Origin of the sequence: Streptomyces sp. RKAG290 (genome assembly GCF_023701695.1) — a bacterium.
Taxonomy (GTDB): Bacteria; Actinomycetota; Actinomycetes; order Streptomycetales; family Streptomycetaceae; genus Streptomyces.
This window is the reverse complement of the sequence record NZ_JAJOZC010000001.1, coordinates 7,344,811-7,362,580: the sequence shown is the minus strand read 5'-3', so window position 1 is coordinate 7,362,580 and position 17,770 is coordinate 7,344,811. Positions and strand designations below refer to the sequence as shown.

Here is a 17,770-nt window from a genome sequence, read left to right as displayed (position 1 = left end):
CCAAGCGTGACCGGACCCGGACCTTGCCGACGGTTACCTCTTCCACCTGCCGGCGGGGCACACAACGCCGCGCACATCTGGCTGCACGAGACGACGAGCCGGCCCAGTCGGCGCCTGGCAGCCGCCCGCGCCGCCCACGCAGCCTCCTGGCGGCCGGGAACGGGTTTCGGCCGATTGCCCCGCGTACGGCACCATGGCGCGTCCGGAGCGGGACTCCCACACACCCGCCGCGGCGACGGCTCCGCTCCACCACCCCACCGTTCACCGCCCCCGGCAAAGCGAGACGCGCGGGGCCGCCAGCCCTGCGCAACGACCCACCGCGGCCGCGTCCGGCCATGGCCATCGTCCTGGGCCGATGTGCGCCCCCGCCGCCACCCGGTGCTAACAATTTGGTCCAGACCATTGACCCGCCGTTCGGTCCCTCTCTAGCATCTGCGGCATCAAGACAGCCCATCAGGGCAGCTGTCCCCCCTCCGCGCTTCACCCTTCGCATGCGGAACACGCATGCGTTTTCAGCCAGTTCGGGCCGACCGTCCATGGCCCGGTCCCCAGGAGCGTCATGCCCGTATCCGACCAGCAGCCTCACTCCGCGCCGGCGTGCGATACGGGGCCGGCCGGGATTCACGCCGCGGCCGCGCTCTCCGTGGGGCAGGAGCGTCTGTGGTTCCTGGACCAGTTCGAACCGGGCGACGCCGCCTACAACATTCCGCTGGTTCTCCGGTTCACGGGGCCGCTCTCGCCGGAGGCACTGGGCGCCGCCCTGGATGCGGTGGCCGGTCGGCACGAGGCGTTGCGCAGCCGATTCCCCGCCGTTGACGGACGCCCCTACGTCGTCGTCGATCCGCCGTCCCCCTTCCGCTCGACACCCGCGATCTGCGGGGCAGTTCCGACGCCGGCATCGCCTCGTGCATCAGCGAGTTCACCAATCGCCCCTTCGATCTGGCCGAAGGTCCGTTGCTGCGCGCCGCACTGCTGCGTACCGGGGAGAGCGCGTACACGTTCTGTCTCGTGGTGCACCACATCGTCGCCGACGGCTGGTCGCTCGGTCTCCTGCGCTCCGAGCTCGCCGCGCACTACCGTGCCCACCGCGAGGGCGGGGCGGTGGATCTGCCGGAGCCACCGTCCTATCTCGCTCACGCGGTCGCGGAGCGCGCATGGCTGGACAGCCCCGAGGCCTCGGCGGCCCTCGACCACTGGCGTGAACTGCTCAGCGGTTCCTCGCCGTTGGCGCTGCCCCTCGAAGACCCCCGCCCCGACGTGGCCGGCAGCGGCGGCGCCTACCACACCCAGGTGCTGCGCGGCCTGGGCGCCGCGGTGGAGTCCTTCGCCCGCGCGCGGCGCCTCACCCCGTTCATGGTGATCGCCGCCGCCTATCAGGCTCTGCTGCACCGCTGCACCGGCCAGGACGACTTCTGTGTGGGGGTGCCCACCGCGGCACGGACCACGGTCGACAGCGAGCGGACCGTGGGCTACTTCTCCTCCACCCTGGTCCTGCGCGCGGACTTCGCCGGAACCCCGACCTTCGACGCCGTCCTGCGGCGGATCCGCGGCGACTGGCTCCGTGCCCTGACGCACGGCCGCGTGCCGTTCGAACGGCTCACCGAGGAGCTGCGACAGGACCGCGACACCGGCCGCACGCCTGTCTTCCAGACCCTCCTCACCGTGCACACGCAGAGCGGCGGTGCTCTCGGCGAGCACCGCTTCGCGGATCTCGTGTGCGCCGAGGGCGACGGCGGCCACACCGCCGCCAAGTTCGAACTGACCCTGGACGTGCGCCCGGAAGGAGACGATCTGCACGCCGTCTTCGGCTACCGCACCGATCTCCTCGACGCGACGCGGACCGCCCGGATCGCCGCCCGCTTCGAGGTGCTCCTGGGCGCCGCCCTGGAAGCCCCCGACACACCCGTGCACCTGCTGCCGCTGCTCGACGAGGACGAGCTTGCGCTGCAGCGCGAGGAGACCTCGGGGCCGGCCCTTGCGGCACACCCCCCGACGGTCCTCGCCGCGATCGACCGGGCGGCGGCGCCGGCCCCCGGTGCCTTGGCCGTCGTCGGACCCGACGAGAGCCTCACGCGCGGTGAACTCGCCGACGCCTCCCGCGCCCTGGCCTCCAGGCTGCTGGCCCGTGGCGTCCGCCGCGGGGACCTCGTCGCGCTCTGCCTGCCCCGTGGTCCGCAGCCGGTCGTGGCGATGCTCGCCGCCTGGCGAATCGGTGCCGGATACCTCCCTCTGGACCCGCAATACCCCTCCGCACGCCTCGACTTCATGCTGCGGGACAGCGGAGCCGCGCTCCTGCTGACGGCGGACGGCGGGCCCGTCGCAGGCGTCAGCGTCGACCTCCCCGTCCTGTCCGTCGCGCCGCGGCCCGGCTCCGGGGATCCGACCGGGCCTTTCCCTGGACCCGACCACGAGGCGGGCCCGGACGACCCCGCGTACGTCATCTACACCTCGGGCTCGACCGGCACGCCCAAGGGCGTCCTCATACCGCACCGGGCGCTGGCGGCACGTGTCGCCTGGATGCGCCAGGGCTACGGCCTGGGCGAGGCGGACCGCGTCCTGCACGGCGCCTCGCTCTCCTTCGACACCAGCGCCGAGGAGATCTTCCCGGCACTCGCGTCGGGCGCGGTCCTCGTCACGGCCCGGCCCGGCGCCGCCCTCCCCGACCAGCTCGCCGAACCGTACGCCGCCGGTGTCACCGTCCTGGACCTGCCGACCCCGTACTGGCACCACCTCGTCGCCGATCTGGACGAGACTCCGTGGCCGGACTCGCTGCGCCTGCTGATCCTGGGCGCCGACCAGGCGCGCGCCGAGGCGGTCGCCCGCTGGCGGGGCCGTTTCGGCGACACCGTGCGACTGGTGAACTCCTACGGCCCCACGGAGACCACCGTCATCGCCACCACCGCGGACCTCGGCGCGGCCGACGAGCTGCGCAGGCCGCCCATCGGCCGCCCCATCGGCGCGACGACCGTCGCCGTGCTGGACCGCCACGGCACGCCCGTGCCGCCCGGCACGCCCGGGGAGCTGGTGACAGGCGGGGCCGGTGTCGGCGACGGATATCTGGGGCGTCCCGGCGCGACCGCCCGTGCCTTCGTACCCGACCCGGACGGGCCGCCCGGAGCCCGCCGCTACCGCACGGGCGACCGGGTACGCCGTCGCGCCGACGGACAGCTGGAGTTCCTCGGCCGTCTGGACGGCCAGGTGAAGGTGCGCGGATTCCGGATCGAGCCCGGTGAGGTCGAGGCCGCCCTCACCGCCCTTCCCGGTGTGGCCGAGGCCGTGGTGTCCGCCCGCGAGGACCGGCTGATCGCCCACGTGGTTCCGGCGCCGGCAACGCCCGCCCCGGACCCGGCGCGGCTGCGCGCGGACCTGTCCGGCGTACTGCCGCCGCATCTCGTCCCCAGCACCTGGGTCGTGCTCGACCGGCTGCCCCTCACTCCCAACGGCAAGGTGGAGCGGGCGGCCCTGCCGACCCCGGGGCCGCCTCGCCCGTCCGTCCCGTGCACGTACCGCCCCGGACCGAGGCGGAGGAGCTCGTGGCCGACGTCTGGCGGGAGGTGCTCGGCACCGGACCCGTCGGCGCCGACGACGACTTCTTCGACCTGGGCGGCCACTCGCTCCTCGCCACCCGGGTCGTCGCCCGTATCCGCGCCGCCGTCGACCTCGCCGTCCCCCTGCGCACCCTGTTCACCCACCGCACCGTCGCCGCCTTCGCCGAGGCCGTGGAAGCCGCCCTGACCGCCGAGATCGACGCCCTGTCGGACACGGCGGCCGAGGAACTCCTCGCCGCGCAGGACGCACTGGAAGGAAGCCGGCCCGCCTCATGAGCGCCGCCACCGCCAACCCGGCCGAACCCGCCGCAGCCCGCCTCTCGGCCGCCAAGAAGGAACTGCTGCGCCGTCGGCTGGCCTCACGCGCCGCCGCCCGCACCACCGTGCCCCGCCGGGACCCCGGCACCCCTGTCCCGCTGTCGTTCGCCCAGGAACGCCTCTGGTTCATGGAGCAGTTCGCGCCGGGCACCGCCGCGTACAACATCCCGGTGGTCCGCCGGCTGAGCGGCCCGCTGGACGCCGGCGCTCTCCGCGCCGCTCTGGACGCGAGTGTGGCCCGGCACGAGACGCTGCGCTCGCGGTACCCGGCCACCGACGACGGGCGCCCTGTGCTGGTCATCGACCCGCCCGGGCCGGCCGACCTCACCGAGGCCGAGGCCGGCGGCCTGTCCGAGGCCGAACGCCTCGTCGACGAGGCGTCGGCCGTGCCCTTCGACCTGGAGGAAGGGCCGCTGCTGCGAGCGCTCCTGATCCGGCTCGCGGACGACGACCACGTGCTGCTCCTGGTGGTCCATCACAGCGTCAGCGACGGCTGGTCCAGCGAGGTCCTGCTCGGTGAGGTGCTGCGCGGCTACGCCGCGCGCGTCGCACGCGATCCCGACCCGCTTCCCGAACTGGCCGTGCAGTACGGCGACTTCGCCCTGTGGCAGCGCGAGCAGCTCAGCGGGGAGCGGCTCGCTGCCGAGGTCGCGCACTGGACCCGCGAACTCGCCGGGATCGAGCCGCTTGAGCTCGCCTTCTCCCACCCCCGCCCGCCCCGTCAGACCTTCGAAGGCGCCGGGCACGCGTTCTCCGTCGACCGCACCCTCCTCGACCGGCTCGCGGCACTGGGGCGCCGGCACGACGCGACCGTCCACATGGTTCTCCTGGCCGCGTTCCAGATCCTCCTGGCCCGCTACAGCGGTCAGCGCGACTTCGCCGTGGGCTCCCCGGTGGCCGGGCGGCCCGAGCCGGAACTCGAGCCGCTGGTCGGGATGTTCGTGAACGTCCTCCCCCTTCCGGCCCGGCTGGAGGGCGATCCCTCGTTCGCCGAGTTGCTGCGCCGCACCCGTGAGACCTGCCTCGACGCCTACGCCCACCAGGAGCTGCCGTTCGCGCAGCTGGTCAGCGAGCTGAAGGTGCCCCGCGACGTGGCGCGGCCGCCCGTCTTCCAGGCCGTCCTGGCCGTACAGAACTACGCCACCCAGCGGGACGCCGGATCGGACGCCGCCCTGACGGCCGAACCCTTCGGGGTGCGGGCCAGCGGGACCCGTTTCGATCTCGAACTCTTCCTCCAGGAGTGGCCCGACGGGCTGCACGGCTCTTTCAACTTCAACACCGATCTCTTCGACGCGTCCGACATCGCGCGCCTCGCCGACCACCTCGGCAGACTCCTGAAAGCCGTGGCGGCCGCCCCCGAGACCCCGCTTTCCGGCCTCGCCGGACGCACCCGGACGAACACGACTTCGAGACGGTCCGGTTCAACGACACCGCGCTGGACCGTGCGCCCACCACCCTCACGGCGCTGGTGGCCGAGCAGATCGCCCGCACCCCCGACGCGGTCGCCGTAGCCGTCGAAGGCCGGGCTGCCCTCACCTACCGGCAGCTCGACGCGCAGGCCGACCGGATCGCCGCACGCCTGGCGGCCGAGGGGGTCGGCCCGGGCAGCCTGGTGGCCATCTGCTCCGAGCGCTCGCCCGAACTCGTCGCCGGACTGCTCGGCATCCTGCGCACCGGCGCGGGCTACGCCCCCCTGGAGCCGGGCTATCCGGCCGAACGGCTCGCCTTCCTGCTCGCCGACAGCGATGCGCCCGTGCTGCTCACCCAGCGCGGACTGCCCACTCCGCACGGCTGCACCGCACAGGTCATGCTGCTGGACGATCCCGTGGAGCCGCCCAGATCGCGCCGCGGGCCGGTGGGACCCAGCCCCGACGACACCGCGTACCTCATCTACACCTCCGGCTCCACCGGCCGGCCGAAGGGCGTTCCCAACACCCACAGGGCGATCGCCAACCGCATCCAGTGGATGCAGGACGCCTACCGCCTGGGAGCGGACGACGCCGTCCTGCAGAAGACCCCGGTCGGCTTCGACGTGTCGGTGTGGGAGTTCTTCTGGCCGCTGGCCACCGGTGCGCGCCTCGTCCTCGCCAAGCCGGGCGGCCAGAAGGACAGCGGCTACCTGCGCGACCTCATCGCCTCCGCCGGCGTCACCGTCGCCCATTTCGTGCCCGCCATGCTGACGGTCTTCCTCGCCGAGGAGGGCATCGAGCGGTGTACGACGCTGCGCCGCGTGGTCAGCAGCGGAGAGGCACTCCCGCCCGACGCCGCCCGCGAGCTGACCGGCCGGCTGCCGCACTGCTCCCTCGCCAATCTGTACGGGCCCACGGAGGCCGCCGTCGATGTCTCCTCATGGGAGTGCACCGGCCCGTTGGAGACGGTGCCGATCGGGCTGCCGATCGACAACACGAGGCTGTACGTGCTGGACGCGGCCCTGCGCCCGGTGCCGCCCGGCGCCCCCGGCGAACTCCACATCGGCGGCACCGCCGTCGCCCTCGGCTACCACCGCCGGCCGGGCCTGACCGCGACCCGTTTCGTGCCCGACCCGTACGGCCCGCCCGGCTCCCGCCTTTACCGCACGGGCGACCTGGCCCGCCGCCGCCCGGACGGCACGCTCCAGCACCTCGGCCGCGTCGACCAGCAGATCAAGCTGCGCGGACTGCGGATCGAGCCCGGCGAGACCGAGGCCGCGCTGCGCGCCCAGCCCGGTGTCGCCGACGCCGCCGTCGTCCTGCGCGAGGACCGGCCGGGCGACAAGCGCCTCGTCGGGTACGTGGTGGCTACGGCGGGTTCGGACGAGCCCGAACCCGCACGGCTCCGTACGGCGCTCAAGAGGGTGCTGCCCGACCACCAGGTCCCCGCCGTGGTGGCCGTCGTCCCGTCGCTGCCGCTGACCCCCAACGGGAAGCTCGACCGCCGTGCCCTGCCCGCGCCCCAGCTGCGCCGCGCAGCCGGTGCCACCCGGCCCACGACCACGGCCGAGCGGCTGCTCGCCGATATCTGGAGCGAGGTGCTGGGGCTGACGGAGGTCGGCACGGACGAGGACTTCTTCGACATCGGCGGCCACTCACTGCTCGCCACCCAGGTCGTCGCCAGGGCCCGCGGCCGGCTCATCGAGGCGGGCGCGCAGCCCGTCAGCGTCATGGACCTCTTCACCCACCGCACCATCCGCGACCTGGCCGCCGTCGCCGCCAGGGACGAGCGCGACGACTCCCCCAGGCCCCTGCTGCACCGGCTCACCCCGCCCGTGTCCGCCGCCCACCGGACCCGTACGTTCGTCTGCGTCCCCTACGGCGGCGGCAGCCCCGTCGTCTACCAGCCCGTCGCCGACGCGCTGCCCTCCGACGTCGAGCTGTGGGCCGTCGCCGTGCCGGGCCACGACGTCGGCGTCATCGAGGAGTCCGTGCCGTTCGACGAACTCGCCGAGCGCATCGCGGGCGAGGTGCGGGAGCGGACGGAGGGACCCGTCGTCGTCTACGGCCACTGCGGCGTCGGGACAGCGCTGGCGATCGCCGTGTCCCGGCTGCTGGAGGCGACCGGCCATCCGCTGGAGGCCGTCTACGCCGGCGCCCAGTTCCCCTTCGCCCGGCCGCGCAGCCGGGTGCTCAGCGCGCTCAGCCGCGTCGCCTCCCTCGAACCCCTGCTGGGTGACCGGGTGTACGCGAACTGGCTGACCGGGCTCGGCGTGAACACCTCCGACCTGGACAAGGAGCAGGCGGCCTTCATCATCGGCAACATGCGCCGTGACTCCCAGGCCGCCGAGGACTACTTCACGCGCGCCATGGCGGAGGTCGCGGCCGGCGCGCCGCGGCTGCGCGCTCCGCTGATCTCTCTGATCGGCGACCAGGACCCGGCCGCCGACTTCTACCAGGAGCGCTACCGCGAGTGGCTCCTGCTGGCCGAACGCTCCGCCGTCGCCGTCATCGACCAGGGCGGTCACTTCTTCCTCAAGTACCGGGCCTCCGAGGTCGCCGAGGCGGTGACCACGGTGCACCTCGCCGTCCGCGACGGCCTGACCGACGAGCTCCCCGCCGCCGATCCGCTGCATTCGTGGTGGTTCCACGGGGACACCGGCCCCCTCCCGGTGACCACCGGTAAACCGGCGGACGGGCCGCCCGCCACGGAACAGCCGCGCGAGGGCGCGGAGTCCGGGCCCGAACCCAGCATGCGCCGGTTTCTGCTGGTCGCGGGCGGACAGCTCGTCTCCATCACCGGTTCGGCACTGACCGAGTTCGCCCTCCCCCTCTGGATCCTCCTCAACACCGGCTCCCTCACCCGGTACGCGCTGTACGCGGTCGTGGCGATGGTCCCCGGCATCCTCGTCGGCCCGCTCGCGGGAGCCCTCGTCGACCGGTGGAACCGGCGTACGGTGCTGCTCGCAGGCGACCTCGCCGCCTGCACCACGCAGGCCGGGCTCCTCGCCCTGCTCCTCACCGGGAACCTGCACTCCTGGGAGGTGTACGTCCTGCTCGGTGTGCTCTCCCTCGCCCTGACGTTCCAACGGCTCGCCTACGCCTCGGCGGTCCCGCAGCTCGTGCCCAAGCAGTACCTGGGCCACGCCAACGGCATCGTGCAACTCGCCTTCGGTACAGCGCAGTTCGTCGTCCCGCTGGTCGCCGTGGCGCTCATGGCGGCGATCGGTCTCGGCGGCATCCTCGTCATCGACGTGGTCAGTTACGCCCTGGCCATCGGCATCCTGCTCGCGGTGAAGTTCCCCCGGACCCTGCCGTGGACGCGGCGCGAGTCCCTCGTCTCCGAGATCCGGCACGGCTTCACCCATTCATGGCGCAACCGGGGTTTTCGGGCCATGCTCCTGTGGTTCGCGGGCCTCAACCTCTTCCTCTCGCCCCTCTTCCTGCTCATCACCCCGCTGGTCCTCGCCTTCGACGACCTCCAGGGCGCGGCGCGGGTCGCCGTCGCGGGCGGCGCCGGAGCGATCCTGGGAGGGGTCGTCATGGGGTTCTGGGGCGGCCCGCGCCGGCACCGGCTGCGCGGCATGCTCGGCATCGCGGCGCTCCTGGCCCTGGCCGGGCCGTCACCGGGCTGCACGCCAGTCTCTGGGTGATCGCCGCCGGAGCGTTCGGCATGTCGTTCGCGCTCTCGCTCGTCAACGGCGTCTACTCCACGATCGTCCAGGTCAAGGTGCCCCAGCGCTTCCACGGCCGTGTCTTCGCCCTGAACACCCTGGTCGCCTGGTCCACTCTCCCGCTGGGCCACGGGGTCATCGCGCCGCTGGGCTCCGCACTGCTGGGACCGCTGATGGAGCCCGGTGGGGCACTCGCCCCCGTCTTCGGCCCCCTGATCGGCACCGGACCGGGGCGCGGCATCGCCCTGATGTACGTCCTGTTCGGATGCGCCATGCTCGGCATGGTCGCGCTCGGCCTGCGCCTTCCCGTACTGGCCCGCTTCGACCGGGATGTCCCCGAAGCCGAGCCCGACGATCTGGTCGGCCTGCGCGAGCGTGCCCGGATCGCCGCCGCCCGCCGCGCGAAGGCGAGCCGGACATGACACACGCGGCCGCCACCCTGCCCGCCCTGCTCGCCCACCGTGCCGCCGCGCACGGTGACCGCACGGCCCTCGTCACGGGCCGGGAACGGCTCGACTTCGCTTCCTGGCAGGCCCGTTCGGGTGCCTACGCCTGCGCGCTGCGCTCCGCCGGACTGCGGCCGGGGACCGCGTCGTGCTGCACCACGGCACGAGCCGGTGGACGGAGTTCGCCGTGGCGTTCCTCGCGGTGCTGCGTGCCGGCGGGGTGGCGGTCCCGCTGTCCGACCGGTCCGCGCCCGCCGCCACCGAGTACGTCTTCGCCGACTCAGGGGCCCGCTTCCTGCTGCACGGCGGACCGGACCTCCCGGCCGCGGTCCCGTCCGGGACGAGCGTGCTGACCGAATCCGACGCCGACGGCCATCCCGCGCGGCCGGACCTGCCCGACCCCGCACCAGGTGATCTCGCCCAGATCCTCTACACCTCCGGCACCACCGGAACGCCCAAGGCCGTCGGCGCCCGCCACGCCAACCTGGCTCACGGCTGCACGCTGGACGAGCGCCGCCGGCCGCTGCGCCACTCCGCCGCCTTCCTGCACGCCTTCCCGGTCGGCACGAACGCCGGACAGACCATGCTGGTCAACGCGCTCAACGCGCACGCCACTTGTGTCACCGCTCCGCAGTTCACCCCGGCCCGGTTCCTCCGTCTCCTGTCCGAACACGGCATCGGGAGCGTCTTCCTCGTCCCCGCCATGGCGATCGAACTGCTGGCGTCACCTGCCCTCGCCGACGCCACGACCTCGGGCGCGCGCGACTCCGTGCGCCTGGTGGGTTCCACCGCCGCCGCCCTGCCCCAGCCGGTCGCGCTCGCCCTCGGCCGGGCCTTCCCGAAGGCCCAGATCGTCAACTACTACACGTCCACCGAGGCCGCGCCCGCACAGATCACCCTGCTCTTCGATCCGGCCCGTCCCGCCTCCCTGGGCCGGCCCGCTTCCCTGGCCGATCTGCGCGTGACCACCGCCGAAGGCCTCCCCGTCCCGGCAGGCCGGGCGGGCGAGCTGTGGCTGCGCGCTCCTGCGGCTCCGCGCGCGTATCTGGGCGAGGCGGACAGCGAGGTGTTCCAAGGAAGCTGGGTACGCATGGGCGACCTCGGCCGTGTCGACGAGGAAGGCTTCCTGCACCTGCTCGACCGGGAGCGCGACGTCGTCAAGTCGGGTGCCCACAAGGTCTCCACCCTCCAGGTCGAGAACGCGCTGCACTCCCATCCGCAGGTACGCGACGCCGCCGTCGTCGGAGTCCCGCATCCCGTGCTCGGGAGCGTCGTCACCGCCGTGGTCGTAGCCGACGCCGGTCTGACCGCCGCCGCCCTGCGGATCTTCCTGCTCGATCACCTGGCCGTCCACGAACTGCCCGCCACCGTGCTGTTCCGCGACGCACTGCCCCGCAACGAGGGCGGCAAGGTCCTCAAACGCGACCTGCGCCGGCTCCTCGCCCACGACCACCCCGAGGCCACCCTGTGAACGCGACCCTCAGCCCCGCCCAGCACGGCGTCTGGCTCACCGAGCGCACTCTGGACACCGCTGCCGCCTACCACCTGACGGTGACCGTGGACCTCGACGGACCCGTCGACGCCGACGGCGTGGTCCGGGCCTGCTCCGCCGTCGCCGCCCATCACCCCGCCCTCACCACGGTGTTCACCCCCGACGGCACACCCCGGCCGGGCACCGAGCCGTCCCGTCCGCGCGTCGTCGACTGCACCGCCGGTGAACTGGGCACACTCCTCGGCCGGGAGCGGGCACTTCCCTTCGACCTCACCCGGGGGCCGCTGCACCGCTTCGTCCTCTTCCGGCTGACGCCGGAGCGGCACGTCCTGCTCCTGACCGCCCATCACCTCGTCTTCGACGGCGAGTCCAAGGACCGGCTGGTCGGTGACCTGGCCACCGCCTACCGCGGAGGTCCGCTCACTCCTGTCACCCCGCGACCGGCGGCCGAGCCATCCCCGGATGCCCTGACGGACGCGCAGGCCTACTGGGCCGCTCGTTGGCGCGAGCCGGCCACGCCCACGCTGCCGGGGCTCGCCCCCTCCCCCACCCCCGGCACCTCTCCGGCACCGGGCGCCGAGATGTCGTGGGGCCTCGGCGCCGGGCGGACCGCTCTCCTGGACACGACGGCGCACCGGCTCGGCCTCACCCGCTTCGAACTCCTCACCGCTTCCTGGCACGCGCTGCTCGGCCGTTACGGCGACCCGGCCCCGGTCACGGCCGTCGAGCTGTCGCTGCGCCCGCGAGGCGAGGCGGTCGGCCTGGGGCTGGCCGTCAACGAGCTCCCCCTCTTCAGCGCGGCGGACCCCGACGCGCCGTTCGCGGCCTGGGCCCAGACCGTCCGCGCCGAACTGCGCGCCCTCTACCGGCACCGGGCCGTCCCGCTCGGCCGCTCCGTGCGCGGCCTGACCCCACGCACCGCGCTCACCCCCCTCTCCCTCAGCTACCGGCGCCGCCCGGCCGCGGAGCTGCCCGACTTCGGCGCCGGAGTGCGCGCCGACGTGCGCTGGACCGGCTTCTGCGGCACCGCGCGCAACCTCCTCCACCTCCAGGTCGTCGACTCCGGATCCGAGATCGACGTGAGCCTGCAGTACCGGGCCGACGCCATCGGCGCCGAGTCGGTACAGCGCATCACCGGACACTGGACGACCCTCCTGGACGGCGTACTCGCCGATCCCGGCACACCGGTCGGCGACCTGCCCCTGCTCGCGCCCCTGGAGCGGTCGCAGCAGCTCGCCGCGCCGGACCCACGGCCCGACCTCGCCCGGTGCACCGTGCCCGCGCTCTTCGCCCGAGCGGTGGCGGCCCACCCCGACGCGGTCGCCGTCGTCCGCGGCGAGGCTGCCCTCACCTACCGCGAACTCTCCGCGCTCGTCGCACACGCGGCCGCCGCGCTGCGCCGCCGCGGTGCGGGCCCGGGCACCCTCATCGGCATCGGGCTGCCCCGCGGGCGCGACCAGCTGGTCGCCGTCCTCGCCACCCTGGCCTGCGGGGCCGCCTATCTGCCCCTCGATCCCGACTACCCGGCGGAGCGGCTGGCCTTCATCCGGTCCGACTCCCGTCTCGCACTCCGTGTCACCGCGCACCCCGACGGCCCCGGCGACCTCGTACCGGCCGATCTCGCGCCCGACGGCACGGACGCCCCGGCGCTGCCCACGGGCCCGACGCCCGCCCATCCCGCGTATGTCCTCTACACCTCCGGTTCCACCGGGCGCCCCAAGGGGGTGGAGGTACCCCACGCGGCGCTCGCCAACGTCCTGGGCGCGCTGCGCGACCATCTGGACTCCGGCCCCGAGGACCGCTGGCTGGGGCTCACCTCGCTGTCCTTCGACATCTCCGCGGTGGAACTGCTCCTGCCCCTGATCAGCGGAGGGCGCGTCGTCCTCGTACCGGAGGGCGGCCACCGCGACGGTCCCGCGCTCCTCGGCCTCATCCGCGGCGCGGGCGTCACCCACGTCCAGGCGACTCCCAGCGGGTGGCGACTGCTCCTCGACGCCGGTCTCACCGGCGAGGCGGCGGGGCTCACCGCGCTCACGGGCGGCGAGGCGCTCCCCCCGTCCCTGGCCACGGACCTGATCGCCGTGAGCAAGCGGCTCGTCAACGTCTACGGTCCGACCGAGACGACCATCTGGTCCACCCTGGCGGAACCCGCAGTGACCGACGACGGACACGTCCTCATCGGCGAACCGCTCGCCAACACCCGCGCCTACGTCCTCGACGAACGGCTGCGCCCCGTCCCGTACGGACTGGCGGGTGAGCTCTGCCTCGGCGGCGCGGGCCTGGCCCACGGCTACCGGCACCGGCCGGGACTGACGGCCGCGCGTTTCCTCCCCGACCCGTACGGCCCGCCGGGATCACGCATGTACCGCACCGGCGACCTGGTCCGGCGGCTGCCCGGCGGCGGTCTCGTCTACCTCGGCCGCTCCGACACCCAGGTCAAACTGCGCGGTCACCGGATCGAACTGGGCGAGATCGAGACGCGGCTGGCGTCCCACCCCTCGGTGGCCCAGGCCGCCGCGACGGTGCACGGCACGGACGGCGACCGCAGGCTGAGCGCCTATGTCGTCCCGGCCGGCCCGGCGCCCACCGCGCAGGAGCTGCACGCCCACCTGTCCACCACGCTCCCCGCCTTCGCCGTGCCCGGCACGTACACCGTGCTGAACTCCTTCCCGCTCACGCCGAACGGCAAGCTGGACCGGGCAGCGCTGCCGGAGCCGGCCCCGGACCGGAGCAGGCCCGCTGCCGCCGGTGCGGACGCCGGGCTCGACCCCACCACCGACGCGGTGCTCACCATCTGGCGCGAGGTCCTGGAGCTGGACGACCTCGGGCCCGACGAGGACCTCTTCGACCTCGGCGGCCATTCACTGACCATCACCGCCATCGCCGCCCGCATCCACCACCACCTCGGCGTGGACGTGCCCCTGGACGTCTTCTTCGACACCCCTACCGTGCACGGCGTCACCGCCGCCGTCGCCGCACTGCGCAAGGAGTAACCCCATGAGCGATCCGACCCGCTATCTCGTGGCCGTCAACGACGAGGAGCAGCACGCCCTCTGGCAGGACGGCACACCGCTGCCCGCAGGCTGGCGGGCGGAGGGCTTCAGCGGCACCGAGGAGGAGTGCGTCGCGCACGTCGACCAGGTGTGGCCGGACATCCGGCCGCTCAGCCTGCGCCGCCGGCTGGCCGACGAGGCCGCCCGGCAGTCCGGTGGTGCCCGGTGAGCACGCCCGCCCCGACCCGTCAGCGCCTTGCCCAGCTCGTCGAACGGGCCACGGACGGCCAGGTCGCCGCCGCCGAGATCGTCGACTCCGCCGAGCCGCTCGCCGCACTCGGCGTCAGCTCGCTCTCCCTGCTGCGGCTGGCCGACGGCCTGGAGTCCGAGTACGGCGTCCTCATCGACCTGGGTGACCGGGCGCTGTACACCGAAGGTCTCGCCGGGCTCACCGCCCGCGTGCGGAGTCTGGCCGCGGAGGGCACCCCGTGACGGCGGCGGCGACGGACGCGGTCGCCGGCACGGTGGGCGCGGACCGGGAGGCACCGGACGCCGACCGGGCCCCGGTGGAAGCGACGACGACGGTCCGGTTCACGGGCGGACGGTCCGGCGACGCCCCGCTCACCTGGGGCCAGCGCGCGATCTGGCACGCGATCGGCCGCACCGCTCCCAACGACCACTACTTCAACATCGGCCGCGTCCTGCCCCTCGCCGACCGGGGCGCGCCTGTCGACCTGCCCCGGCTGGCGGGCGCGCTCGCCGCGCTGCTCGTCCGCCACGAGGCGCTGCGCACCATGATCGTGGCCGGTGCCGACAAAGAGCCCCGCCAACTCCTGCACGCCGAGGGGCTGGTGGAGGTACGCGTCCACGACGAGCCCGACCCGGCCGGCACCGGGGTCGCTGCCGAGAGCCTGTTGTCGTCCCTGGCCGCCCGCCGTTTCGACTACGCACGCGAGTGGCCGGTACGGATCGGCGTGGTCCGCCACGAGGGCCGGGTCACGCACGTCGTGCTGGCGCTGTGCCATCTGGCCACCGACGGGCACGGCGCCGAGATCCTGGTCCGCGATCTGCGACTGCTGGTGCGGCGGGGGTCGGCCGGTCCCGCCTGCGCCGAGACGCCGCTGGATCTCGCACGCCGGCAGGCCTCCCCGGCGGGCCGCCGCTCCGGCGAGGCCGCGCTCGCCCACTGGGAGAACGGTCTGCGGCAGGCCCCGGCGACGATGTTCCCCGCTCCGGCCGGGCCGCCACGCAGCCCCCGCTTCTGGACGGGCCGGCTGCTCTCCGTCGCCCTCCCCCCGGCCGTCGAGGCGCTGGCCGCCGCCCACCGGGTCAGCGGCTCGACCGTGCTCCTCACCGCATCGGCCGCGCTGGTCGCCGCCGACCAGGGGCACTCCGTGGCGGCGGTCATGCCGATCGCGGGCAATCGCGCGGCGCAGGGCCACCGCAACCTGGTCAGCACACTGTCCCAGGACGCGCTGTTCGTGCTGCGCATGGACGATGTCCCGGGTCCGGAAGCCGACTTCACCGACCTGCTGGCGGGTGCCTGGCCGGCCGCGCTGGCCGGGTACCGCGCCGCCGCCTACGATCCCGCCGGCTGGGACGCCCTGTTGGAGCGGGCGGCGCACGAGCGCGGCAGCGAGGTGCACCCGTACTGCTGCTTCAACGACATGCGGCTGGCGGAACGCCCCACCGCCTCCCGTACGCCGCCGCGCGCGGACGAGCTCACCGCGCTCCGCCGCCGGAGCGTGCTCGACTTCCCGGCGACGCAGGAGCGCGTCGCCTGCCGGTACTGCCTGCACGTGAGCGGAGACGACAGCGCGCTCACCGTCACCCTCACCGCCGACACCGCGTTCCTGCCGCCTGCCGCCATCCACGCCCACCTCCGTGCCATCGAGGAGGTCATCGTGTCCTCGTCGGCCGGAGCCCCGCCCCGGCTGGCGGCGCTGCCCGGACTCCTCGCGACGGAAGGTTCCGGCCGATGAGCGCGAGCCGCGTCGCGCGGCCGCTGGCCCGTGCGGAGACGACGTCCTGCGTCCAGGGCGGGAGCATGCGATTCGGCGTGAGCGCCGGCGACGGCGGCCCGCTGACCGGTCACGTCGTCGTCACCGACGTGGTGACCGAGCGCCCGATGACCCGCGTACCCGTTCACGGGACGGGCTGGACCCTCGACGTGCCGCCCCACTGGCCCAGTTCCCTGTACGTGGCCAGTTTCCATGACGACCGCCCCGAGACACCGGCTCCGGAGCGGGACGCCGAACACGAGGTGTGGTTCGTCGTCCGCGCGGCCCGGCCCGCGGCCACCTCCTCCGTGCTCGTCTCCATCCCCTTCACCACCTGGCGCGCCTATCACCGTGCGGGGCAGCCGGGCCGCAGCATCTACTACGCGGAGGAGCCGGGCCGCGCCGCACGCGTGTCCCTCTCCGATCCCGGGGGCGGTCCGCCGCCCGAGCGCTGGGAGGAGCCGCTGCTGCGCTGGCTCCCGGAGGCCGGGTACCCGGTCGAGTTCTGCTCCGGCCTCGACCTGCACGACGGCGACGAACTCCTGTCCTCCTACCGGCTGCTGGTGATCAACGGGCACGACGAGTACTGGTCCGCGGAGATGCGTGACAGTGTCGAGACCTTCGTCCGCAAGGGCGGCAACCTCGCCGTCTTCGCGGGTAACACCGCCTGGTGGCAGATCCGCCTGGAGGACGGGGGCCGGACGATGGTCTGCCACCGCGACGCCTCCACCGACCCCGTCTCCGCCGTGGATCCGCGCCGCACCACCGTCGAGTGGTCCAGCTCGCCCGTCGACCGCCCCGAGAACTCCATGACCGGGGTCAGCTTCCGCAACGGCGCCGGCGCGTGGGGCGAGGGCATGGCCGTGATCGGCCGCGATTCCTACACGGTCCGGTTCGCCGGCCACTGGGTCTTCGAAGGCACCGGACTCCGCGACGGGGACGGGTTCGCCCGGGGCGCCCTCGGCTACGAGACGGACGCCGCCGAACTCGACTGGTCGGCCGGGGTGCCCCGGGCCACCGGCCGTGACGGCACCCCGCGCTCCTTCGCCGTCCTCGCCACCGCGGACCTGCGGCACTGGCGTGCGTACGGGCAGGGCGGCTGGGCCACCATGGGCGTCTTCCGCATGGGCGCCGGCACCGTCTTCAACGCGGCCACCATCAACTGGGGCCGGGCACTGCCCGATCCGGTCGTGGACCGGATCACCCGCAACGTCCTCGACCGTCTCGGCGGTACGTCTCCCCGGCCCTCCTGGCACACCGTCGGGCCGGCGCCACGGCTGCGGGCGCTCGCCGCCTGCGAGGGGCTCCTCTTCGCCGTCGCCGAGGACGGCAGGACCCTGCTCCACCGCGAGCCGTCCGACCAGAACATGCCGTGGGCCGCCTGTCCGCCTGCGCCCGGACCGGCGCCGGAGATCCGGTGCCTGGCCGCCCCGCGCGAGGCGTGCAACCCCGTGCCGCTGGCCCTGCTCGCCGTCGGAGCGGACGACCAACTGCTCACGCGCGCACCGGTGCCCGGGCCGGCTCCCTGGACCCCGGCGGGAAGGGTACCCGCCGGGACGAGTGCTCTGGCGATGTGCGACAACACGCTCTTCGCCGTGACCCCGCACGACGACACCCTGCACCATCGACCGGCGCTGCACCCCGAGGCGCCGTGGGCCGTGCTGGGGCCGGCGGGCAAGGCGGCCGCGCTGACCGTCCTCAACGCCCGTCTGTACGCCGTCGGTCCGGACGGGCTGCTGACGCGTCCGCCCGTCACCGCCGACGTCCCCTTCGCCCTGGGCGGCCCTTTCCCGGCGGTCAGGGCTCTGGCCTCGTACGCGGGGCGGCTGCTCGCGGCGACCTTCGACGATGTGCTGGTGAGCCATCCGCCGGTGTGAGCGGGCAGCCGTC

At 74.1% G+C, this 17,770-nt stretch carries 5 protein-coding genes and 3 pseudogenes; all 8 read left to right on the top strand.

The window, feature by feature from the left end; genetic code table 11:
• The first annotated feature begins 559 nt into the window (after positions 1-559).
• The 8 genes and pseudogenes from LNW71_RS32605 (at position 560) to LNW71_RS32565 (ending at position 17,757) form a co-directional block, all read left to right on the top strand.
• Positions 560-3,824: pseudogene (locus LNW71_RS32605) on the top strand (amino acid adenylation domain-containing protein).
• A pseudogene (locus LNW71_RS32595) lies at positions 3,821-9,371 on the top strand (amino acid adenylation domain-containing protein). The pseudogenes LNW71_RS32605 and LNW71_RS32595 overlap by 4 nt, the downstream one beginning before the upstream one ends.
• Positions 9,368-10,866 (top strand): annotated as a pseudogene (locus tag LNW71_RS32590) (AMP-binding protein). Before LNW71_RS32595 ends, LNW71_RS32590 begins: the two co-directional pseudogenes overlap by 4 nt.
• The gene (locus tag LNW71_RS36615; protein ID WP_250971462.1) at positions 10,863-13,880 is read left to right on the top strand and encodes an amino acid adenylation domain-containing protein; all 3,018 of its coding nucleotides are present in this window, start codon (positions 10,863-10,865) and stop codon (positions 13,878-13,880) included. Before LNW71_RS32590 ends, LNW71_RS36615 begins: the two are co-directional and overlap by 4 nt.
• A gap of 4 nt (positions 13,881-13,884) precedes the next feature.
• Positions 13,885-14,109, top strand: coding sequence for an MbtH family NRPS accessory protein (locus tag LNW71_RS32580; protein ID WP_250971461.1), 225 nt, complete (start codon positions 13,885-13,887; stop codon positions 14,107-14,109).
• Positions 14,106-14,372: an acyl carrier protein gene (locus tag LNW71_RS32575; protein WP_250971460.1), complete on the top strand. Its 267-nt coding sequence runs from the start codon at positions 14,106-14,108 to the stop codon at positions 14,370-14,372. Before LNW71_RS32580 ends, LNW71_RS32575 begins: the two co-directional genes overlap by 4 nt.
• Positions 14,373-14,446: 74 nt before the next feature.
• Positions 14,447-15,862: a condensation domain-containing protein gene (locus tag LNW71_RS32570; protein ID WP_250972232.1), complete on the top strand. Its 1,416-nt coding sequence runs from the start codon at positions 14,447-14,449 to the stop codon at positions 15,860-15,862.
• Positions 15,863-15,927: 65 nt separating this feature from the next.
• Positions 15,928-17,757, top strand: coding sequence for a GldG family protein (locus LNW71_RS32565; RefSeq protein WP_250972231.1), 1,830 nt, complete (start codon positions 15,928-15,930; stop codon positions 17,755-17,757).
• Positions 17,758-17,770: the final 13 nt, after the last annotated feature.